The sequence below is a fragment of the Laedolimicola ammoniilytica genome (genome assembly GCF_025567165.1).
Classification (GTDB): domain Bacteria; phylum Bacillota; class Clostridia; order Lachnospirales; family Lachnospiraceae; genus Laedolimicola; species Laedolimicola ammoniilytica.
Window position 1 is genome coordinate 13,730 of the sequence record NZ_JAOQKC010000026.1, and the last position, 20,412, is coordinate 34,141.

The window sequence follows — 20,412 nt, forward strand, 5'->3', positions numbered from 1 at the left end:
CTGCCTCCTTATACCATCATCGTAATCAGACTGTTCTCATCCAGCTCCGGACTTCTCTCCAGCTCGCCGCTGAGCTTTCCGTCCTTCATGATTATGATACGGTCGCACATACCAATCAGCTCCATCAGCTCCTCGGAAATCATGATGATAGACTTTCCGTTCTTTCTCATCTGATTCATCAGCTGATAGATATCCTGTTTTACTTTAATATCGATTCCTCGTGTGGGGCTGTCCAGCACAACGATGTCGGAATCCTTTCCAATCCATCTTGCCAGTACTACCTTCTGCTTGTTGCCGCCGGACAGGTCGGATACGAACTGATCCACATTGACCATCTTGACAGACATCTGCTTCGCGAACTTGTTGGAGAATTCCTTCAGCTTCTTGTCGTTCAGCATATGTGCTTTATTGGCCAGGTCGTCCAGAGACGGCAGGCAGATGTTGTCGCCGATACTCTGATTCAGGACTACGGACTCATTATCACGGTCCTTGGAAGTATACGCGATGCTGTGCTTAATTGCAGTGGGGATATCGTTAATCTCGGTTCCGTCAGCCAGAACGACTTTACCGGTTCTGTCATAGGAAGCACCGAAAATGGCTTTACCAATTTCGTGCATACCGGATTCAGACAGTCCGCCGAAGCCCAGGATTTCGCCCTTATGCAGGTCGAAGGATACGTCCTCAATGAGTCCCGGAACCGTCACATCCTTCACAGAAAGAACCACTTCGTCAGATACCTTTTCGCCGTAATCTGCACGATAGTAATCTCCGCTTACCTCACGGCCTACCATCAGACGTTTCAGGTCGTCCTCATTTACATCTGCGCTCTTTACGGTGTCGATGTAGACGCCGTCACGCAGGATGGTGATGGTATCGGATTTATCCAGAATCTCCGGAAGGTCATGAGAGATAAAGATGACCGTATTACCGCTCTCGCGAATCCGGTTCATGTGCTTGTACAGCTCCTCACGTCCTTCCTGGGAAAGGGCTGTGGTGGTCTCATCAATGACTACGATCTTCGGGTCGAAGTAAGTAGCCTTTACAATCTCAACCAGCTTTCTGTCCTCGAAATTGTAGTTATCGATGATATCAGAAGCCTTGATTCTGTCGAAGCCATACTTATGAAGAAGCTCGGTAGCCTCTTTGTTCATGGCGTTTGTATTTTTGATTCCGAAGTGTACGAAGCGGTCCTCGTGACCCAGGAAAATATTTTCCGCTACGGTCAGGCCAGACAGGGTTCCCAGCTCCTGTACGATGATAGATACGCCTTCTTCATTGGCCTCTACCTGATTCTTCGGATGAATTTCTTTTCCATCCAGTACGAAGGTACCGCTGTCGATGCTGTAGATACCGGTCAGCATATTGGTCAGTGTGGATTTACCGGATCCGTTCTCGCCAATCAGCGCGTGAACCTCGCCCTTATTTACATTGAAAGATACATTCTGTACCGCCTTCGTAATACCGAAGGACTTGCAAAGATTTTTAACCTGTAATCTTACTTCACTCATTGCATTCTCCTCCTTCGATTACTTCACGATTTCGCCCTTGGTCACCTTGGTGGTCAGGGTAATGATAATCAGCAGTGCCAGACCGGTGATAACGTCCTGGATAGCGGTCGGAGCTCCCAGAGCGATAAAGCCGAAGAAAATAATGTTGATGACAAACTCACCAATGACAATGGCCTGCAGCGGCATACCGTATTTCTTAAATGCCAGACCGAAGAAGCAGCCCATGGTCGGTACAAAGTTACGGCTCATGGATGCCATACCGGTTACAGCTACCATGGAAGATCCATAGCTGATGGTCAGGATTGCCATCACGCCCAGGAACGCGCCGCTCAGGATAAATGCCAGAACTTTGTATTTATTTACATCGATACCCATGTTTTTGGCAACAAACTCGTTGCTTCCGATGGCGTATGTATAAGTTCCGATTTTCGTGTAGTTCAGGAAGATGTACGCTGCCACACAGGCCAGAACAGCCAGGATAATGTCGCCCGGCATCTGTCCGAACATACGAAGGTTTGCCGGAAGGGTCTGCTCCACGCCGCCTGCGATGTAGTTGGCGACGGACTCATAGATCAGAGCCAGACCGGTGGTAACAATCATGGACGGAATACGGAGCTTTACATAGAAGATACCGTTCAGCACGCCTACGATAGCGCCGCAGATGATACAGCCTGCAATCAGGCCCACATAACCCAGATTAAACTTTGTCGCAAATACGCATCCCACAATAGCGGAAAGCATGATGTTCGCTCCGATAGAGAAGTCGAACATACCCATTACCATTACAAAATAGAATCCCACCGCGCCCACGGTCGCAATCAGGCTGGCCTGGAAATAGTTCAGCATGTTGGCTGCGGAACCGAAGTTATGCGGTGACAGTACTTTAAAGATACCCCAGGAAAGTACGACCAGACCCAACAGAATCAGATAACCCTTTGTACTTCCCGACAGCTTTTTAGAACCCATACTCTTTACCTCATTTTTTTGATAATAGGAGCCGGTATCGCCGCGCGACACCGGCTCCTACAAACTCTAAGCCCTTAGAATTTATTTGCCTGCACGTGCTGCTGCATCCTCGATAGATACCTTAGCAGCTGCTTCCTTCAGTCCTGCCAGATCCAGCTCAGACATAGCTACAAGCTCTTCGTCTGTGTACGGAAGCTGGTCTACGAAGTACTGCTCGTATGCCTTGTAGTCATCTGCAGATGATACATACAGGTACGGGAACGGAACGTCCTCAAACTTGCCTGCGAAATCTGTGTAGTTACCCTTGATTGCGTTGTAAACCATCATGAACGCGATAAGCGGGTCGCAGTAATGTCCGCCGGACTCACCAGCCATGGAACCGTTCTCAAGTCTCTCTCCCAGGTCCGGAAGGAAGTCTGTGGATACGATGTCGATGTCCTGAGTCTTGCCTGCACGCTCTACAGCTGCGATTGCACCCTGAAGCGGGTCTCCGCCGCCGCCTGCCGGAATCAGTGCATCCAGGTTCGGGTCTGCTGCCATCAGAGCCTCTGCTGCCTTGGAACCGCCCTCAGAGGTTGTTCCTGCGTACTGCGGCTCAGACAGGGTAGCCTTGTCATCCGGGTTCGCCTCGTTCCATTTCTCAACGCCTGCTTTGTAGCCTTCCCATCTTCCAAGCCAGGTTGCATCTCCCTGCTCCCAGCCAATCAGACCGATGTTTCTGTCGCCCTTCTCAAGAAGGATATTTACCAGTTCTTCACCGTTGGCCGGCTCGTCCTCGTGAACTGCGCCAATGTAGTAAGCGGAGTCCGTAGCCATCTGGTAGATGTCTGCGCTGTTGTCCTTGCTGATGACACGGAAGAACTGTGCCAGATATACTTTGTTATCGTTACAGGTCTTGATTGCGGAGGTCATCTCTGTATCAGAAGAGTTGCAGATGATGATACCCTGGCAGCCTGCTGCTACCAGCTGCTCTACAGAAGCTGTAACCTTCTCGGATACATGTCCCTGGTCAACATACTGTACCTGAACGCCCAGTGCCTTTGCTGCCTCGTCCAGAATCAGCTTACACTGGGAACCGAGTACGTCAGTAGAGGACCAGATGGAAACGCCGATCTTGATGTCCTTGTTGTCTGTTGCCGCTGCCGGAGTCTCAGTTGCTGCTGAGCTGGAGCTGTCTGCTGTTGTAGTGTCCTTGGAACCGCCGCAGGCTGTCATTCCCAGAACCATGGTTGCTGCCAGTGCTGTGGCAGTCACTTTTTTAAAAAGCTTGTTCATGTTTTTTCCTCCCTGTTTTGTTTTTTCCTTTTGGGTTATGTCCGTAACCTTGTTGATGACTTTATTATATGCAGGCTGTCAAAAACTTGCAATAGAATACAGCAAAATAAATTTTCTAAGTTGTATTGTTTTAACCGTTTTATCTTGTTGTTTTTTAACATTCATCCGTAACACATGGTTATATTAGCCAATTTATCTCTCCCTTTCCCGTGCTTTCCCTCGTCATTTTGTGACTTTTTACCATTTCTCAGCTATGTTTGTTGCATTTTTAACACTATTTATAGTACAGCTTTATCTATGCTATAACCTGTATTAATTTTGTCTCTTTTTGTCTTTTCACAAATACAATCTGTATTTTTTGCCTTTCTACCTAATTTACAATATAAGAAAGAATGTGCCATTGGCACATTCTCGCGCCGAGGCGCGGTTGCTTCAGCAACCATCTACCACTGCGCCGAGTGCGCATCTTTGCAAGCTCTGCTTGCTTTTATGGAATAGGGAATTCTATCGGAATTTCCTATTCCATAAAAAAGGAAGCGCCTCAGCGCTTCCCAAAGCAATCGTCGCACACCTGGAACGGGGAGCCCAGGGGCAGGAGCCTTCCGCAGTATTTGCAGCGTGCGATATAATTCTGTTTTCCACGGGTCAGGTAGTTCATGATCCGCATCTCGGTCTTTTCCCGCTGTTCGGCCAGCCATTCCTCATCCAGCTCCTTCTGCATACGGTGGGAAAACTGATAATACAGGTCCAGCTGCTTGTAATAGGTCTCGTACTGGGCGATGCCGCCCTTACGATCCCGGTAGAAAGTCGGCTTCTCCAGGGATACGTCCGCCGTGTAGCTTCTGCAGTAATCCAGCCACAGCATGACCACCCGGCGGTCCTTGATGTCGATGGGACAGGTAATCATTTTGTATACAAGGTGCTTGTTCTCGAAGCCGTCAATCTGGTTTTTGTACCGCCTGGCCTGCTCGTAGAGATACAGAGCCTCGTCGATATTCTCTTTGACAAAGGGCTCCGACGGAGTGACGGAGTACCAGATCTTCATCAGTTCGTCCAGGGGCGCGTCGATGTCCAGCAGCACCTGGGGGAAACCTAAGTTCACCTGGGTCAGTGGCTCCTCCTCGGCCTCATAGAGGCTCCGGATAAATTCCAGTTCAGTCTCGCCCAGGGCGCTCACATAGCCTTTGTCGTAGATACCAAAACGACCCGCCCGGCCTGCGATCTGTTTGACCTCCGGAATCTTCAAAGGACGGCGGCTGACGCCGTCGAACTTATCCGTCTGCATGAAGACGATTCGGCGTACCGGCAGGTTCAGACCCATGCCGATGGCGTCCGTGGCTACGGCCACCTTTGTTTTTCCCTTATTGAACATCCGGGTCTGTCTCCGACGGATCTCCGGCGGCAGGCTGCCATAGATGACGCTGGAAGCAATTCTCGCTTCCTCCAGCCGCCCGGCTATATCCAGCACTGATTTTTTGGAAAATGCAATCAGGGCGTCACCGCTCTGTACATCCTCCGGAAAAAGGAAAGGTTTCTCCTCGCAAATCAGCTCCGTCTTCCGCTCATAGCGTTTCACCTCATAGGTATCCCGGCAGAGCTCAATCAGATGGCAGACCACCTGCTCAGCCGCAGGGCTCATGCAGATATGAATTTCCGCCGCCCGCAGTCCCAGGATGGCTTTCGTCCAGGAATGGCCACGATCCGTATCCGCCACCAGCTGTGCCTCGTCGATGACCGCCACGTCATAATTTTCATCGAAATCTGCCATTTCTATGGTAGAAGCTGTCACCAGGCTGTGTTCTTCCTCAATGCATTCCTGCCCCGTCCGCATGGTACAGGGGATGCCCGCAGCGTGCATCTGTTCATAAACCTCCAGGGCAAGCAGACGTAAAGGTCCCAGATAGCTTCCGTTTTTCGCCTTTTTCAGACGCTCCAGTGCCCGAAAGGTCTTTCCGCTGTTGGTGGGGCCGATATGCAGCACGAAATGCCGGGGCAGTTCCCGCACCTCAGCGAACTCCATCTCAGGTCTGGCCGGAACCAACTCCAGAATTTTATTTTTCACTTTATACTGGCGAAATTTCGGGTACAGAGTGAACATGGGCTCCTGGCAGATGGCACAGGGCATAGTCCGGCGCACCCAGGCCAGGAATTCGCCGTTCAAGCCTTCCTTCTGCTCGGTCAATAGCATACCCAAGTCCAGTTCCATCAGCCTCGGCAGCATTTCCTGATTCAGCGTCTCGATGAGCTCCTCTTTATTTCTGCGGTAGGCGTAGGATGCCGTATTCTTCAGCTGACGGTGCAGCTCCTCCAGGGTACGGATGTTGATCTGACCCGGGCGGGCGCTCTTTAAAGTCTTTTGAATCTTCGAGATACGTGCCTGCATGCCTGCTTCTTTTACCGGCTTTTTCGGCTTTTTGCGGCCTGCACGCTCGTATTGTTCTATATAAAACTGATTCAGTTTTTTCTTTTGAATCATGTGATTTCCTCTTTCATTAAAGTTCCGGACGCAGACGCGCCCTGACTATATAAGAAAGAATCCTGCGAAGCAGGATTCTCCGCCTGCGGCGGGTCGCGTAAGCGACATACTACCTTACCGCCGCAGTGCGATCCCCCGGAGGGGCTTTTTGCTCTATAGGAATCATAGCTTTTACACTTTAATATAACATAGTGTTTCCTATAGAGCAACAAAACCCCGCAGCCATTACGACTGCGGGGTCTGATTCCCGTAAATGAATTAGTCCATTACGTACGGCATCAGGGAAATGTGACGTGCTCTCTTGATAGCTACAGTCAGAGCTCTCTGGTGCTTTGCACAGTTTCCTGTGATTCTTCTGGGAAGGATTTTTCCTCTCTCAGATACGTATCTCTTTAATTTTGCTACATCCTTGTAGTTGATCTCATTATTCTCTTTGCCGCAGAATACGCAGACTTTCTTTCTTCTACGTCCCATGCCTCTACGTCTCATGGGAGCGTCGCCTCTATCGGATTTTGTGTAAGCCATGGCTTTTACCTCCTGTTAATCTCTCAATTCTGTTCCACGATTGTTAGTTAAACGGTAATTCTTCGTCGATGCCATCCGGGATATTCATGAATCCGTCTCCCGCTGCTGCGGAAGGAGCCGGTGCAGACTGGAACGGATTGGAATTATTCTGGGGCTGGAAGCCACCTGCATGCTCGCTGGCTGCCGCCTTGCTCTCCGCGAATTCCTGCTCCTCTACGACCACGTCTGTAGTGTAGACCTTCTGTCCGTCACGGTTCGTGTAGCTGCCGGTCTGGATACGTCCGGTAATCGCAATCTTCGTGCCCTGGCGCAGATACTTCTCAGCAAACTCAGCCTGACGTCCGAATGCCACACAGCCGATGAAATCAGCGGTTGCCTCTCCGTCCCGTCTGAATCTTCTGTCCACTGCCAGTGTATATCTTGCGAATGCGCTCGCGTTCTCTCCCTGAGAATAACGAACATCCGGGTCACGGGTTAAACGTCCCATTAAAATTACTTTATTCATACCAACAATCCTCCACTTTTTCGGTTAAAAACCTTGTCTCTATGCGTCTTTGCGAACACACAGATAGCGGATGACATTCTCCATGATACGAACGTGCTTCTCCACCTCTGCCGGGCAGGTTGCGTCAGCGTCAAACTGAATGAAGTAGTAGTACGCTTCTCTCATGTGCTGGATATCGTAAGCAAGACGCTTCTTGCCCCAATCTTCCACCTCTGTCACTACACCGCCGTAACGAGCGATATACTCTTTCGCTTTCTCTACGGTAGCGGTTCTGACGTCATCCTCTGCCTTTGCATTCACAACTAATGCTAATTCATACTTGTTCATGCTTTTCCTCCTTTTGGTCTCTGGCTTCCTCACTGATGGGGGAAACAAGGAATTTTAATAATATATCACGAGGTAATACTATATCATAGATTTTCCTTGAAAGCAAGGACTTTTTCGAAGTTTTTGCGTTTTTCCAATGGATTCTTCCTTTACAAACCGGGTGGCTGCCTTTATACTCTAAGTATTGTTTTATCGCTTTGATATCTATTTTCTTTATTATAGAAATAATTTTTGAAACGGGAGGTTTTTATGCGAATCTGGGCCAGAGAGTTTAAGAGTAATCATATGTTAAAGGATATGGTGGTTGAGGATTTTTCGGATGAAACGCGGACGCACAAGATTTTCAATGCGCTGGATGAGATCTGTCATCAGTTTGATTTGAGTAAGCCGATTTGGCTGGAGTCGTGCATCGCGGATTTTAAACGGACGGCGAAGGTACGGTTTTATCAGGATAGCTTTATTGATCCGATTGAGTTTGATTATCTGGAGGTACAGGTGATCGAGGAGGATTATTAAAACGGACGTCACAGGAGAAACAGCCTCTCTGCCGTGATACGCCTGCGTTCCCTATAGCCTGCACCCGGCTTATTCGCACCCGACCGGCAAACTCGGCCCTAAAGGGCCTCAGACAGTGCCTCCTTCGGGTGCTGCCAGGGTGCAGGCTATGGACGGGAACTCCGGCTACCATCACGGCAGAGAGGCTGTTTCTCCTGTGGCTGTTTTTCTAAAATAACATTATATATAATGTCAGGAACCGGGTTTGCATTGCAGGGAAAACCAGGGCAAACCCAGTTCCGTACGTCTTATTTAATCACATACTATTTCTTCCAAAGTTCTTCTGTCTTAAATGTGTTATACCCCTCATAGTAATAACTGTGGTCAATCCCCTTCATAAAGACTTCCCTGCTATCCACCTCGTCAGTCAGAGCCTCTTTCAGCAGGACTTTGATTTCCACATCCTTAATGGGGCTTCTCTCCATCGCAAGAAGGTAATCTTCTTTGTCCACGCGGCTCCAATCCACAACTTGGCCGATTCCGTTTTTCAACATCTGATCCAGCCAAATGCGGGTGCTTCGGCCATTGCCTTCCCGGAACGGATGGGCAATATTCATTTCCACGTATTTTTCAATGATTTCATCATAGGTAGACTGCGGCATTTTGTCGATATTGGCCAGTGCTGCTTCCAGATACATTAGCGGTGCAAATCGGAAATTACCCTTCGCCAGATTTACTGTCCTTAGTTTTTCCGCGAACTCATAGATATCCTCAAACAAACACCGATGGATTTCCTGCAGCGCTACAAAGGTTCCTGCCGCCAAGGTATCCAATTTACCACTTTCAAACAGCCAGACTGCCTTTTTCTTACTGATCCGCTCCTCTTCCCGGGCAAGCTCCGCGGAATCGGTGATCCCTAATTTATTTTCAAGAGTCATGTTGTTCCTCCAAAATTTTACTTACATCATACCCATAATTCCAACTATAACAAATGCCAAGAATAACATAGCAATCACCAAAATAATACCCGGGAGTACTATACCCGTCGGTTTTGTTCTCCTATGTTCCTCCATACAATGTGTATCAGTCTGCTTTTGCGATTCCACATTTCGTTTTTCTTCAACTGCATTCCGTGATTTTATGGCTTTATAGTACAGTGCGAGTGGATCTGTCTGCTCCATAATCCGCGTATAAAAACCGTCCAACCATGCCGTATCCTCAGGTACGCACATCGCTGCTTCTGTGCAAGTCGGCTCATGTACGATTTGATTTCGAATCCAGCGGTAATGTTTCAATTGCTTCAGATCATCATTCCAGCTTTTTACGTAATACGAGCCGTCGAAAATTCTCTGCATCTCTTCTATGTATGCGGATACTTTTCTCTCATCCTTCATAATCTCCCCGCATATCTTTTCCAGGTGCTTATATGAATCAAGAAATCCCATGGGCTTTGCCTTCCAAATACTATGTTTCTGTTCTCAACAACAGGGCACTACTTTTATTATGCCGTAAAGGTATTCCAAAAACAATGCCCTGTTTTCTTCTATATCAGCTTCTCCGGGTTCAGGCACTCAAGCTCCGGTATTACGAAGCGGCCGTTTTTCCGGATCAGGCGATCGTCAAACCAGAGCTCGCCGCCTCCGAATTCTTCCCGCTGGATCAGGACCAGATCCCAGTGGATGGCGCTGACGTTGCCGTTGGGCGCTTCATCGTAGCAGTTGCCCGGAGTCAGGTGAATGGAACCCATGATTTTTTCATCAAATAAAATGTCCTTCATGGGCTTCAGGATATAGGGGTTCACGCCGATGGCGAACTCGCCCACATAGCGGGCTCCCTCGTCGGTGTCCAGGATCTCATTCAGGCGCCCGGTGTTGTTGGCGGTGGCGTTCACGATTTTGCCGTTCCGGAACTCTAAGCGGATGTTCTCGAAGGTGGTACCCTGGCAAATGGACGGAGCGTTATAGGTGATGACGCCATTGATGGAATCGCGCACCGGCGCGGTGTAGACTTCGCCGTCCGGAATATTCATCTGGCCGTCGCAGGCGATGGCCGGAATATCCTTAATCGAAAAGGTCAGGTCCGTGCCCCTGGCGGTCAGACGCACCTTGTCCGTGCGGTTCATCAGGTCTACCAGCGGCTTCATGGCCTCACTCATCTTCGAATAATCCAGGTTGCAGACGTCAAAATAGAAGTCCTCGAAGGCTTCGGTACTGGTGCCGGAGAGCTGCGCCATGGACTCGTTTGGATAGCGCAAGACTACCCACCGGGTCTTCGGCACCCGGATATTGTGATGAACCGGCGTCGCGTACAGGGTTTCATAAAGATGCATTTTCTCTGAAGGAACATCGGAATACTCCGACACATTGTCGCCGCCGCGCACACCGATGTAGCAGTTCATCTTCGACATTTCCGCCGCGTCGATTTCAGCCATCAGCTTCAGCTGTTCCTCTGTACAGCCCAGCAGCATTTCCCGCTGTACCTTCGGGTCTGTGTAATGGGGAAAGGGCTGTCCGCCAACAGCATACACTTCCTTGATAATCTGCCGCGCCAGATCTTCGGTGGACGGGCCGGTGTAGTGAACGTATACTTTGTCTCCCGGTTTTACCTTACAGGAATAATTTACCAGATTTTTTGCCAATGTTCGGATTCTCTTATCCATAATCATTTTCCTCCTGATATCTTACAATCTAAACGCATTCTGTTTGCAAAACGGGAGCCCGCTTTCTGCGCGCTCCCGTCTGTCTCGCTTTTACCGTCTACTCTACGCAGCGCTCCTGTATCACTTTCTTACGCCCTTGGCAACGAATGCTTTGGGCTGTACAGACTGTTACTTTTCGTTTTCTGTCTCCGGCAGGCATACCAGGAACAGATTGCCCAGTTGTGCAAACTGTTCTGTGCTGTCATTCATGCCGCGCTTGCTGCTCTCGCCAGTCAGCGGGTCCGTGACGATGATGTTCTGTGGGTCGTAACCGGTAATCAGTTCTGCGGAACTTCCGCCCTCCAGTGCCAGCACCGGATAGCCCTGGCTCACATAGTAGAGCACCATGCTCACGGAGCAGCCGGACAGATCGAGCACCCGGTCTCCGGTCTGTTCCACCAGAATCTCATAGGGCGTGTAGCCCTGGGCCAGATATGCGCCCACGTCGCCGTAGGTCTTCTGGGTTCCCAGCAGAATCTCAAGTGCCGCCTGCAGTGCGGATTCACCGTCCTTCTGCTGCGGATTTCTCATGGTTCCCAGATCGGTCCGGGTCTTCCGACCGCCCCGGGTCCACAGGATATTCTGCTGCCGATCCACGACGATGCCCATATTTTCATTGGCGGTCTGCACGGCCTCATCGGCTCCTGTAAATGCGCCTCCGAAGATGCCGTCGAAATTGTATACATAGTAACGCTGGTCGGTTGTCTCATTTCCCAGGGTGAGAGTTCTGCTACCCTCATAGACCACCTGCTTCGGCATCAGGGTGCGGAGCTTGCCGCTGCCTCTGGTACCTGACAGTGCAAAATAGTATTCCTGCTTCTTGGGCTCGCTGGACTTCGTTTCTAAGGATATCTTTTCCACGATCTCTGTGGTTTTATTCGTAATGGGCTCCGGATCCGCCTCCACGTAGCTGCCGTCCGCGCTCCGCTGCACACAGTTCAGAGAAATGCGGTTGCTCTCGATGGAAATGTCGGTCACATATTTTCCCTGGGATTCGTAGTCGAATTCCCGGACCAGCTCGCCCTGCTCATTTTCAATGACGATGCGGCCCATAGGGAACAGCTCATTGCCGGTCAGCCCCTTCTGCACGTCGCTCTGACGGGCTTCACCATAAATAAAATCCGTCCCCATGAAGCCCAGCGCCCGGATGTAATAGCCCTCGTCCGCCTGCACCTCCCGGCTCTTGCCGGTGTCCAGATTCAGCACAGCCACGTTTCTGGAGGCATATAGGGAATTTCCCTTGTGCCAGGCCGCCAGATGGCCGTCCTCAGAGACCATGCCGCTGCCCGAGGCGATGCCATCCGCCACAGCCTCATACCCCATGGTGCTTAGATCCACGCGAAGCACGGTTCCATCCAGGAAAATATAGAACTGTCCGTCGTTATTCACGTAGGCCATTTCCCCGAGCTTGGACTGAAGCACCGCGAAGGACTCCTGACTCTCGATAAAAACCCGCTCCTCCACGGAATTGGTCAGCGCGTCGTAGGTGTACAGGGCCACGCCGGTCTCACCCTCGTGGGTGCCCCGGTTCATATAGCCGTACACCAGGAAATCCATGCTGCCGGATTCATCCACCTTCAGGATACGGATGGCGTGCTCGTCATAGGAGCCCCGGAGGTCGCTGCCCTCCCGGAAGCCGAAAACCAGGGACAGCTTGTTCTGGGCCACATCGTAGCACCAAAGTTCCCCGTTCTGGACGAAGCCGACGATATTTTCCTCGTCATTTTTCCGATATTCCACCGCCGTATCCAGGATGCCCAACTCCACACCCTTCTTTGTGAAAATGTCCAAGGTGGGGTCGAAGACGCGATCCGCCTTCCGGTCATAATTCAGCAGATACATGCGCTGTGAGGTGTAACGCACTCGATAGGATTCTGTCACCTCGTAGGTTTCGGTCTCCTCCGCGTCGTTGATATAAGTCACCGGATATTCCAGACGCACGGACGCCACGGAGTTGTCTATCTCGGTCACATAGGTGCGAACGTCTGCTGTGTCCGGCTCCTGCACGTCCATGTCGCCCCAGATGAGCTGCTTATATTTGGAATGAATCGATACATGAGCCAGGGATTTATTGCTGATGCTGTCGTCGGATTCCAGATACTGGGCGATGCTGACGGTATTATTTTTGTCGAAAAGAGCACTGTGAATCTCATCCACAAAAGCCAGGCATTCGTCCAGATGGTTGTCATTCAGTTTCTTCACATGTGTGTAATAATAGGCCTCCTGATCCTTCTCCAGACCCAGGCGGATAACCAGAAGATATTCCTCGCCGTCGTCCAGCAGATCCTTCAGCTTCAGATCCACGGTCAGCATCCGGCCCTCGCGGCTGTAATCCGTCAGCTCGCCGTCCTCGATCAGGCGGGTGGTGTCTACGCTTCGCAGTTCATAATAAACCTTCTGCACCCTGGCATCCGGGTACTCCACCCGGAAGGATACCGTGCGATCCTGGGGAAGCAGATAGACGGCGTCCCGTATGGAGGCCGCGTCCATGCTTTTGGTGTAGCCGTGCAACAGGTTCAGGTCACGGCCATTTTGTTCCATATAAATCAGCGGCAGGGTGGCTCCGGCCATCTCCGCCGTGGAATCTGTATTGCCCGCCATCAGGAAATAGCTCATGCCGGCCACGCCCAGAAGGAAGGCCGCCGCAATGGTCGCGATTCTTATGACTAACTTTTTCACCGGCTCTCTCCTTTCGCGTTTTCAGCATTTTTTCGTCTGGAGCGGTAGCTTTCCGCCGGGGATGTCCCTGCGTTCAGAAGCTTCTCCAAGGTCAGATCCGCGTGCAGAGCCTCCGTGCAGTTCTCAAAGGCCGCCGCAGAGGCTGCTTCCGCCTTCTTTCCGTTCTTCCGCTTTACCGCGCGGATCAGGATGTTCTTCGGCGTGTGCTCCATGTCGATAAATTCCAGGATTTGGGTATCGTAGCCCTGCTGTTCCAGAAGCCCGGCCCGGAGGCCGTCGGTGATCAGGGCGGACATCCGCTCTTTCAGGAGGCCATATTTCAGCACCGGAGCCAGAGTCTCATTTTCTATCTGCTTATTCAACTCATGCTGACAGCAGGGGACGGAAAGGATGACGCTGGCGCCCCATTTGACTGCTTTATACAGGGCATAATCGGTAGCCGTATCGCAGGCGTGCAGGGTCACGACCATGTCCACCCGGGTGCAGCCCTCGTATCCGGCGATGTCTCCCTGGAGGAAAGTTAGCTTATCATAACCATATTTGCTGCTGAGATCACTGCATTTACGGATGACGTCTTCCTTCAGATCCAGGCCGATGATCCGCACATCCAGCCCCTGACATTCCCGCAGATAATAGTAAATGGCAAAAGTCAGGTAGGATTTACCACAGCCAAAATCAAGAATCGTCAGCTCCCGGTCTTTCGGCAGTGCCGGGAGGATATCTTCGACAAATTCCAGGAAGCGGTTGATCTGGCGGAATTTATCGTAGCGGGCGTGGACAATCTTACCCTCGGGGGTCATGACGCCCAGATCCACCAGGAAAGGCACCGGGCGGCCCTCCTCCAGCAGGTATCGTTTCTTTTTATTATGGGCAAGCGCAGTCCGTTTTACTCTTGCGTCCTGTAGGGCTTCCGGCGCGGCTTTTCCGGCGGCTCCCTGCTTTTCCCTGACCGTGATTTTGCCCTTCTTGCTGACCAGCGCGGTCACCTGGCCTGCAACGGCCTGCAGCTGGAGCTGACAGAATACGTCCGTCATCTGTTCGGCAATTCGGTCTACCGCCTCTGCCGGGGGGAGATTTTCGTGAAAGGCCTTGGCTCCGCGGAATGTCTCAAACTGGAATTTCAACTCACCTCGCAGCAGCATCGGGCGGATCCGGACCTTCAGCTCGTCGCGGCCTTTGCGGGGGGCGCTTAAGGTGATGAGTTCCAGATTTTCATTTAAATATTTTTCTAATAATGATTTTAATTCTTCCATATGTTATACTTATTCTATCCATTTATTTTTCAGGTTTCTAAACAGAATCAGTATAGCACAATCTATTTTTAAATACCATTGTAAAATGTGGGGGCCTGTGTTATGATAGAAATAGTTTCGCACTGCGAAGTTCTAAAGCTACGGGATATATTCCCTGATTTTATATTTTGAAAGGAAAGAGGAGGAGTTACATTATGTTACAGCAGTTATCCATCTACGCAGAAAATAAGAAAGGCACCATGCAGAACATCACCGAGGTACTGGCCGATGAAAATATCAATATCTGGGGTTCCTGCACCAATGACGGCGCAGAGTACGGCATCAATCGTATGGTAGTCTCCAACCCGCAGAAAGCCATGGAGGCCCTGGAGGCTGTGGGCTATCTCTGTAAGCTCACTTCCGTCATTGGCGTAGAGGTTGAGGACGAGGTCGGCAACCTGAATAAGCTTCTGAAGGCCCTGGCTGAGAGCAACATCAACATCAACTACATTTACCTGTCCTTCAACCGCGCCTCCGGTAAACCGGTTCTGGTATTCCAGACTGAAGATACGGCGGAGGTTGAGGTTTGTTTGAAAAACAAGGGATTCTCGGTGGTATAAATCCAAAACGGCCGCCGCACTGAAAAAACATTCAGTGCGGCGGCCTGATTTTTCACGAAAATCTTTTAATTCAGATACGGCAGCGGATTTACCTGACTGCCATTGATAATAATCTCAAAGTGTACATGGGGTCCCGTACTTCGTCCTGTATTGCCGCTCAGCGCAATCTTCTGGCCCTGGGTTACCTTCTGCCCGGAGGATACCAGAATCTTGCTCAGATGGCCATACCGGGTCTGCTTGCCGTCCGGGTGACGGATGGTGATACAGTTGCCGTAGCCGCTGAACCAGCCGGCCTGGACAACGGTGCCGCCACAGGAGGCCATAACCGCCGTGCCGATGGGGCACGCCCAGTCCACACCCTTGTGCATGCGGCCCCATCTTCTCTTGAAGCCGGAGGTGAAACGCCCGCCGGAAATGGGCTTGACGTAGGTGGGCGGCGTCTGGGTGCCGCGCTCCACGATCTTCGGAACCGGTTCCTGCAGAACTGTCTCGGAAATTACATCACGATTCTCCTCCGCGCCATTTTTCTTCGTAATCAGTGCCGTTACCTCATGATAACCGGCCTGCTCTTCCTGGCGCACCTCGGTCTTCGTGGTGTACCATTCGTCGTTATCGATATACTGAACCTCCGCGTAATACTCTTCCTGATAAGTGGATTCCTCCACAGTCTCCACGGAAAGCTCCGGCTCCGGCACAGTGATAATGATCTCATCACCCTCATGGAGCACTGTATTCTCGCTCATGCCTTCATTCAGTGCCAGCACCTCCGCCACACGAAGGCCGTTGCTGTTCGCAATCACAGACAGAGTGTCGCCTGACCTGACCTCATAGATCTCATTTTTCGCCGTATCCTTGGTCACCAGATCGATGGCTTCGTCCGTGGGCGTAATCTCATCCGCAGACACATAGGCCTCGGCAATCTCCACCTTCTCCGCGAAATCCACCGAGCGGAGGCCGTCTCCCTCCACCTGCTGCTCCGCATTGTCAGCAGCGTTCTCTTCCGCCACATCTTCCTCTGTGACCGTCTTCGTGATGACGCTCTCCACTGCCTGGCTTACGTCATACTCGCCGATACCCGCGCAGGCTTCGCCGACGCCCGCGATACCGCCCAGCTTCGCCACCTCGGCTGCTGTTTCCTCCGCGGTATTCTGCTTCGACACTTCTACGGTATAGACATTCAGCTCCCGGGCTGCGTCGGACACGATGTTGATCTGGAACTCATTGTCCGTGTCAAATCGGTCCTTTGTGGCGTACAGCACGTCCATGACGTCCTGATAGCTTCCCAGCGTCACCGTGAACTCATTAATCTTCATCAGGTAAGCCTTTTTCTTGGCCTTCGCCACAATCTGGGTCAGTTCCTTGTAAAAGGCATCGCTCAGCGTATCGCTGTCCATGGTGGAACCGAAGATCTTCGGCACCTTATCAAGCTCGTACTCCACATCCGCCAGCACCAGACCGTCCGTCTCCCTGGAAATCCGGGCCCTGGCCTGCAGATAGGCGTTCTCCACCACGGAAGGATTCTTAACCGATCCCACCGTCTTACCCGCCAGTGTAACCTCGTAGTAGCTGTCGCCGCTTCCGAAGCCACTGCCGATAAGCGGCACGCCCAGCAGCATACAACCGCAGGTAATCATCATGGATTCCGCAAATACAAGCTGTGATTTTTTATTAAAAAATAATTTCTTTTTTTTCATTGGTTTTTAAATCTTCTTTAATCTCAAGTACACCCCGGAGCAGCTCCGAGGTGTAATATTTTTGTAACATTTTTTATTCTACCAACATTTCCAGGGCTTGTAAAGTCTTTTCTAAGGTTTCTTCCACGCCCAGACCGTCCTCTTCGATGGTCACGTCGGCGTATTTTTCGTAGAGACCCTCGCGCTCCGCATAAAGGTCGTGCAGGGTCTGTCCGTCCCGCAGCACCACGCCGCGGCCCTTCACGTCCCGGAGCCTCGATTTCACTGCCTTATAAGAGAGGCGCAGATACACCACCACACTGATTTCGCCCAGATGCTTCATGGCTTCCTCGCCGTACACCACGCTTCCGCCGGTGGCAATGACGGCGTTCGCCGGATTCAGTCCCGCATTGACCCGGTTCTCCACGGCCAGAAAGCCGTCCGGGCCGTCCCGCTGAATGATATCCTTCAGAAGCAGACCCTCTTCCTTCTGAATCACCAGATCCGCGTCAATAAAATCCTTTCCCATCATTTTCGCCAGAATGACGCCGATGGTACTCTTTCCGGCTCCCGGCATTCCAATCAGTACGACGTTCTTTTTCATCTTCTGCCCTTTCCTTTGCTGACTTGATTCGTATTCTTCTTCGCGGCCTTCGCCGACTTCTTTTTCCGCACACTGTAGCCGAAGGTGCCGATCTCCTGTCCCAGCGTAAAATAGGTTCCGTGGGAATAGGCCACCAGATTCGTGCTGTTCAGCTCGAAGCGGCCATTTTCATTCATGTAGGCCCCGTCCACGGTGACGCCCAGCACCTCCGCCAGGAACATGTGATGGCTGCCCAGTTCTTTCACCTCGGTCACCCGGCACTCAATGTTCACCGGGCTCTCCTCGATGGTGGGCGCGTACTTAAGATGCTGCGCCTTGCCCGGCGTCAGATGCATTTGGGCAAACTTGTCCACGTCCCGGCCGGAGCGCACGCCGCAGTAATCGGTGGCCTTCGCCAGGGCCTTCGTGGTCAGATTGATGACAAACTCGCCGGTCTCCCGGATGATATCGTAGGAATAGCGGTTCGGGCGCACGGAAATGGATACCATCGCGGGGTCGGAACAGATGGTCCCTGCCCATGCCACCGTAATAATATTCGGTTTCTCGCCTTCCCGCCCGCAGCTTACCATGACGGCGGGAAGAGGATAGAGCATATTGCCTGCTCTCCAGTGCTGCTTTTTTCGTTCTTTCTTTGCTTCCATGGATTATCTCATCTCTTCCATCTGCTGAATCATGCCTGCCAGAGAAGGAATCAGCTGCTTCTTGCGGGATACCAGACCCTTCAGCTCATAGGTGTCGCCGTCATCCGGCAGCTGGAAGGCTTCCTTCACCAGGGTGTCGGAATTGGGACCGTAGCACAGAAGCTCTGTAGACTCCTTGATGATATTGGTGAGCATGAAGAAAATCATGTTCAGGCCGCTTTCCCGGTGCGCCACAGGCAGGTAGGGAATCAGCTTCTCGCGGATCTCCTCCAGCTCCACCGCGTTCATGGAATTGATCTGACCCACGCCGAACTCCACATTTCCCACGTCAAAGCGCTTGAAATCCTGGTAGAAAATCTCCTCTGCGGTGCGGGAACCCAGATTGCTGCCTGCGGAGAACATATCCACAGCCAGATCCTCGATATCAATGCCCGCGATCTGTGCCAGATTCTCCGCCGCTGCCTTGTCGATGGCCGTACAGGTCGGGGAGCGGAACATCAGGGTATCAGAAATAATAGCTGAGCACAGGAGACCCGCAATTTTCTTCGGGATCTCCACGCCCCGCTCCTGATACATCTGGTACATAATCGTCGCGGTGCAGCCAAGGGGCTGGTTCCGGAAAAATACCGGGGACATGGTCTCCAAAGTGCCCAGACGGTGATGGTCGATGATCTCCAAAATTTCCGCATGGTCGATGCCATCCACAGCCTGGGATTCCTCATTATGATCCACCATGATGACCTGCTTCCGCTTCAGATTCAACAGGTTCCGTCTGGAAATCATGCCGATGTAGTTATCGTCCTTGTCCACGATCGGGAAGTCCCGGTAACGCTTCTGACCCATGATTTCCTTGATATCGTCAGTCTTCTCATTGACATTGAAAATGGTCAGGTTGTCGGACTTCATAAAGTAGCGGATCGGCATGCTCTGGTTGATCAGGCGGGCCGCCGTAAAGGTATCGTGGGGCGTGCTGATGACGACGCAGTGATGCTCCTGGGCCAGTTTCTTGATGGTCATGGAGACTTTTGCGCCCTCGCAGACGATGATGCAGCCCGCGCGCATCTCGATGGCGCACAGCTGGGATTCGTAGCGGTTACCCAGGATAACCAGGTCGCCCTCCTCTATGTAATCCTCCATCAGATCCGGGTTCGCTGCCGCAATGAGCACCTTGCCCTTGTTGTAATAGTCTTCCGCGGAGCCCACCAGAATCGTACCCTCCAGAGTGTCAATGATATTCCGGTACTGGGTATTGGCCTGAGCCAGAATCTTACTGTCCAGCACGTCCATGTAGGAGGTGGCGATGTCGCCGATGGTGATCAATCCCTCAATCTTCTGATCCTTGGTAATCGGCAGGGTCACCGCCCCGATGCGGCGCATCAGATTCCAGGCCTGCTTCAGGGACAGATTGCCCTGTACGCCCTCGGTCTTGCGGATCTCGATGTCCTTGACCTGCGTCATCACATCGGCCACGTACACCGGCGCTTCCGCCTGGAAATAGTTCAGCACATACTGTGTCTCCTGATTCAGCTGTCCTGCCCGCGCCGCGATGTATCCACCACCCTCCAGGGTGTTCTTCAGATACGCGTAGGCCAGGGCCGAACAGATGGAATCCGTGTCCGGATTCTTGTGACCGATGATATACACCGGTCTGGTATTGTCTTTTTCCATTTTAAACCTCTTTTATTCGTAAACTATTCACTTTCTCCTATTTTACCATTGCCGCGGCCCTGTATACAAGAGGGATTCCTGTATTTTTTTCTGTTCACTCCGTTCACAGGAAACACTTCGCGATGCACAGAAATTACTACGTAATTTCGCGCTGTGCTCCGCCCATTTAGTTCCGTCTCTCGCGGACATTCATTCGTATTGTGCGGACTGCACGATTTATTCTCCCTATTTCCTATTATTCCTCTGCGTTTTGCCGAACCATCTTTTCGGATATTTTTATGCTTTTTGTCTATTTTGTCCTGTTTTTTCTTTGCTTTCTCACTTGTTTTGTGCGTTTTTACATTAAGTTCACATTTTGTTCATAGTTTATTCATAATCAATTGCTATACTATATTCAAGTTAAGGGAGCAACCTCTTAACAATGAAAATGCTTTCACTACACATATAGATAAATTTTTTCATAATAGCCTCGGCGTACCTGGTACGTCGGGGCACTCCTCATTTTATGGGAAACATTTTC

Annotated in this window: 18 protein-coding genes; 2 read left to right on the forward strand and 16 right to left on the reverse strand. The window is 51.2% G+C overall.

The features are described from left to right. Positions 1–8 precede the first annotated feature (8 nt). From OCV63_RS14840 to rpsF, 7 genes are all read right to left on the reverse strand, one after another. Complete coding sequence (locus OCV63_RS14840) at positions 9–1,508, reverse strand: sugar ABC transporter ATP-binding protein (RefSeq protein WP_158365087.1); 1,500 nt, start codon at positions 1,506–1,508, stop codon at positions 9–11. Positions 1,509–1,526: 18 nt separating this feature from the next. Beyond that, on the reverse strand, positions 1,527–2,474 hold the full coding sequence (locus OCV63_RS14845) for an ABC transporter permease (RefSeq protein ID WP_158365088.1): 948 nt from the start codon (positions 2,472–2,474) through the stop codon (positions 1,527–1,529). An 81-nt stretch (positions 2,475–2,555) separates the two neighbouring features. Then, entirely contained in the window at positions 2,556–3,749 is a 1,194-nt protein-coding gene (locus OCV63_RS14850; protein ID WP_158365089.1) for a sugar ABC transporter substrate-binding protein, read from the reverse strand. Positions 3,750–4,290: 541 nt separating this feature from the next. Then, positions 4,291–6,225: an SUV3 family DEAD/DEAH box RNA helicase gene (locus tag OCV63_RS14855; RefSeq protein ID WP_262670898.1), complete on the reverse strand. Its 1,935-nt coding sequence runs from the start codon at positions 6,223–6,225 to the stop codon at positions 4,291–4,293. Positions 6,226–6,483: 258 nt separating this feature from the next. Next, positions 6,484–6,750: a 30S ribosomal protein S18 gene (rpsR, locus tag OCV63_RS14860; RefSeq protein ID WP_158365090.1), complete on the reverse strand. Its 267-nt coding sequence runs from the start codon at positions 6,748–6,750 to the stop codon at positions 6,484–6,486. Between the two features lie 43 nt (positions 6,751–6,793). Continuing rightward, the gene (locus OCV63_RS14865) at positions 6,794–7,255 is read right to left on the reverse strand and encodes a single-stranded DNA-binding protein (RefSeq protein WP_158365091.1); all 462 of its coding nucleotides are present in this window, start codon (positions 7,253–7,255) and stop codon (positions 6,794–6,796) included. A gap of 39 nt (positions 7,256–7,294) precedes the next feature. After that, a complete protein-coding gene (gene rpsF, locus OCV63_RS14870) occupies positions 7,295–7,582 on the reverse strand; it encodes a 30S ribosomal protein S6 (RefSeq protein WP_158365092.1) in 288 nt (95 codons plus the stop codon). A gap of 249 nt (positions 7,583–7,831) precedes the next feature. Between rpsF and OCV63_RS14875 the strand changes: the two genes are divergently transcribed. Beyond that, positions 7,832–8,098, forward strand: a complete 267-nt coding sequence (locus tag OCV63_RS14875) for a hypothetical protein (protein WP_158365093.1) — start codon at positions 7,832–7,834, stop codon at positions 8,096–8,098. Positions 8,099–8,400: 302 nt separating this feature from the next. Here the strand turns inward: OCV63_RS14875 and fic are convergent, their stop codons facing one another. The 5 genes from fic to OCV63_RS14900 form a co-directional block, all read right to left on the reverse strand. Continuing rightward, positions 8,401–9,015, reverse strand: a complete 615-nt coding sequence (gene fic / locus OCV63_RS14880; RefSeq protein WP_158365094.1) for a protein adenylyltransferase Fic — start codon at positions 9,013–9,015, stop codon at positions 8,401–8,403. A gap of 21 nt (positions 9,016–9,036) precedes the next feature. After that, entirely contained in the window at positions 9,037–9,522 is a 486-nt protein-coding gene (locus OCV63_RS14885; protein ID WP_158365095.1) for a DUF6548 family protein, read from the reverse strand. A gap of 98 nt (positions 9,523–9,620) precedes the next feature. Further along, a complete protein-coding gene (locus OCV63_RS14890) occupies positions 9,621–10,736 on the reverse strand; it encodes an aminopeptidase (protein ID WP_158365096.1) in 1,116 nt (371 codons plus the stop codon). Positions 10,737–10,904: 168 nt separating this feature from the next. Then, complete coding sequence (locus tag OCV63_RS14895) at positions 10,905–13,454, reverse strand: hypothetical protein (RefSeq protein WP_158365097.1); 2,550 nt, start codon at positions 13,452–13,454, stop codon at positions 10,905–10,907. Beyond that, complete coding sequence (locus OCV63_RS14900) at positions 13,451–14,707, reverse strand: class I SAM-dependent methyltransferase (protein ID WP_158365098.1); 1,257 nt, start codon at positions 14,705–14,707, stop codon at positions 13,451–13,453. The genes OCV63_RS14895 and OCV63_RS14900 overlap by 4 nt, the downstream gene beginning before the upstream one ends. Positions 14,708–14,901: 194 nt before the next feature. Between OCV63_RS14900 and OCV63_RS14905 the strand changes: the two genes are divergently transcribed. Next, positions 14,902–15,306: an amino acid-binding protein gene (locus OCV63_RS14905; protein ID WP_158365099.1), complete on the forward strand. Its 405-nt coding sequence runs from the start codon at positions 14,902–14,904 to the stop codon at positions 15,304–15,306. 65 nt (positions 15,307–15,371) lie between these two features. Here the strand turns inward: OCV63_RS14905 and OCV63_RS14910 are convergent, their stop codons facing one another. From OCV63_RS14910 to OCV63_RS14925, 4 genes are all read right to left on the reverse strand, one after another. Next, positions 15,372–17,000 (reverse strand): M23 family metallopeptidase, encoded by a 1,629-nt coding sequence (locus tag OCV63_RS14910; protein WP_158365100.1) that lies wholly within the window; start codon positions 16,998–17,000, stop codon positions 15,372–15,374. A gap of 73 nt (positions 17,001–17,073) precedes the next feature. Further along, positions 17,074–17,583: a shikimate kinase gene (locus OCV63_RS14915; protein ID WP_158365101.1), complete on the reverse strand. Its 510-nt coding sequence runs from the start codon at positions 17,581–17,583 to the stop codon at positions 17,074–17,076. Continuing rightward, positions 17,580–18,224: a flavin reductase family protein gene (locus OCV63_RS14920; RefSeq protein WP_158365102.1), complete on the reverse strand. Its 645-nt coding sequence runs from the start codon at positions 18,222–18,224 to the stop codon at positions 17,580–17,582. Before OCV63_RS14920 ends, OCV63_RS14915 begins: the two co-directional genes overlap by 4 nt. A gap of 3 nt (positions 18,225–18,227) precedes the next feature. Beyond that, positions 18,228–19,892 (reverse strand): putative manganese-dependent inorganic diphosphatase, encoded by a 1,665-nt coding sequence (locus OCV63_RS14925; RefSeq protein ID WP_158365103.1) that lies wholly within the window; start codon positions 19,890–19,892, stop codon positions 18,228–18,230. Positions 19,893–20,412 lie beyond the last annotated feature (520 nt).

Excerpts from the sequence above, each read along its gene's own strand:
- OCV63_RS14845 (WP_158365088.1), bottom strand. The coding sequence starts at position 2,474 with ATGGGTTCTAAAAAGCTGTCGGGAAGTACAAAGGGTTATCTGATTCTG.
- OCV63_RS14925 (WP_158365103.1), bottom strand. The coding sequence starts at position 19,892 with ATGGAAAAAGACAATACCAGACCGGTGTATATCATCGGTCACAAGAAT.
- OCV63_RS14840 (WP_158365087.1), bottom strand. The coding sequence starts at position 1,508 with ATGAGTGAAGTAAGATTACAGGTTAAAAATCTTTGCAAGTCCTTCGGT.
- OCV63_RS14900 (WP_158365098.1), bottom strand. The coding sequence starts at position 14,707 with ATGGAAGAATTAAAATCATTATTAGAAAAATATTTAAATGAAAATCTG.
- OCV63_RS14885 (WP_158365095.1), bottom strand. The coding sequence starts at position 9,522 with ATGGGATTTCTTGATTCATATAAGCACCTGGAAAAGATATGCGGGGAG.
- OCV63_RS14910 (WP_158365100.1), bottom strand. The coding sequence starts at position 17,000 with ATGAAAAAAAAGAAATTATTTTTTAATAAAAAATCACAGCTTGTATTT.
- OCV63_RS14865 (WP_158365091.1), bottom strand. The coding sequence starts at position 7,255 with ATGAATAAAGTAATTTTAATGGGACGTTTAACCCGTGACCCGGATGTT.
- OCV63_RS14920 (WP_158365102.1), bottom strand. The coding sequence starts at position 18,224 with ATGGAAGCAAAGAAAGAACGAAAAAAGCAGCACTGGAGAGCAGGCAAT.
- OCV63_RS14875 (WP_158365093.1), top strand. The coding sequence starts at position 7,832 with ATGCGAATCTGGGCCAGAGAGTTTAAGAGTAATCATATGTTAAAGGAT.
- rpsF (WP_158365092.1), bottom strand. The coding sequence starts at position 7,582 with ATGAACAAGTATGAATTAGCATTAGTTGTGAATGCAAAGGCAGAGGAT.
- OCV63_RS14915 (WP_158365101.1), bottom strand. The coding sequence starts at position 17,583 with ATGAAAAAGAACGTCGTACTGATTGGAATGCCGGGAGCCGGAAAGAGT.
- rpsR (WP_158365090.1), bottom strand. The coding sequence starts at position 6,750 with ATGGCTTACACAAAATCCGATAGAGGCGACGCTCCCATGAGACGTAGA.
- OCV63_RS14855 (WP_262670898.1), bottom strand. The coding sequence starts at position 6,225 with ATGATTCAAAAGAAAAAACTGAATCAGTTTTATATAGAACAATACGAG.
- OCV63_RS14905 (WP_158365099.1), top strand. The coding sequence starts at position 14,902 with ATGTTACAGCAGTTATCCATCTACGCAGAAAATAAGAAAGGCACCATG.
- OCV63_RS14890 (WP_158365096.1), bottom strand. The coding sequence starts at position 10,736 with ATGGATAAGAGAATCCGAACATTGGCAAAAAATCTGGTAAATTATTCC.
- OCV63_RS14850 (WP_158365089.1), bottom strand. The coding sequence starts at position 3,749 with ATGAACAAGCTTTTTAAAAAAGTGACTGCCACAGCACTGGCAGCAACC.
- fic (WP_158365094.1), bottom strand. The coding sequence starts at position 9,015 with ATGACTCTTGAAAATAAATTAGGGATCACCGATTCCGCGGAGCTTGCC.